Origin of the sequence: Enterococcus sp. S183_ASV_20, assembly GCF_018919685.1 — a bacterium.
GTDB lineage: Bacteria > Bacillota > Bacilli > Lactobacillales > Enterococcaceae > Enterococcus > Enterococcus faecalis.
In genome coordinates this window covers 1-410 of record NZ_JAHLRI010000184.1, presented here as the reverse complement: position 1 = coordinate 410, position 410 = coordinate 1, and the positions used below count along the sequence as shown (strand labels likewise).

Here is a 410-nt window from a genome sequence, read left to right as displayed (position 1 = left end):
TATTTGTATATCGCTAGAATTAGTTAGCAAATTTAAACTACGGAGGTTGATAAAAATGAAGAAGTACAAGAAGTTTTGTTTTTTAGGTATTGGGTTATTACCTTTGGTATTAGCCAGTTGTGGTATAAATACTGCCACAAAAGATTCACAAGATGTAACCGAAAAAAAAGTAGAACAGGTAGCGACTTTGACTGCAGGGACACCTGTCCAAAGTTTAGACCCAGCAACTGCTGTAGATCAAACGAGTATAACTTTATTAGCCAATGTGATGGAGGGGTTGTATCGATTAGATGAAAAAAATCAACCGCAACCAGCCATCGCAGCTGGTCAACCAAAAGTATCGAATAATGGCAAAACTTATACCATTGTGATTAGAGATGGCGCTAAGTGGTCTGATGGTACACAAATAA

General features: G+C 37.3%; 1 protein-coding gene. It reads left to right on the top strand.

Annotation, left to right across the window (positions count from 1 at the left end):
* Positions 1–55 precede the first annotated feature (55 nt).
* Positions 56–410: ABC transporter substrate-binding protein (locus KQI94_RS16340; RefSeq protein ID WP_253296192.1), on the top strand; the 355-nt coding region annotated here is incomplete at its 3' end.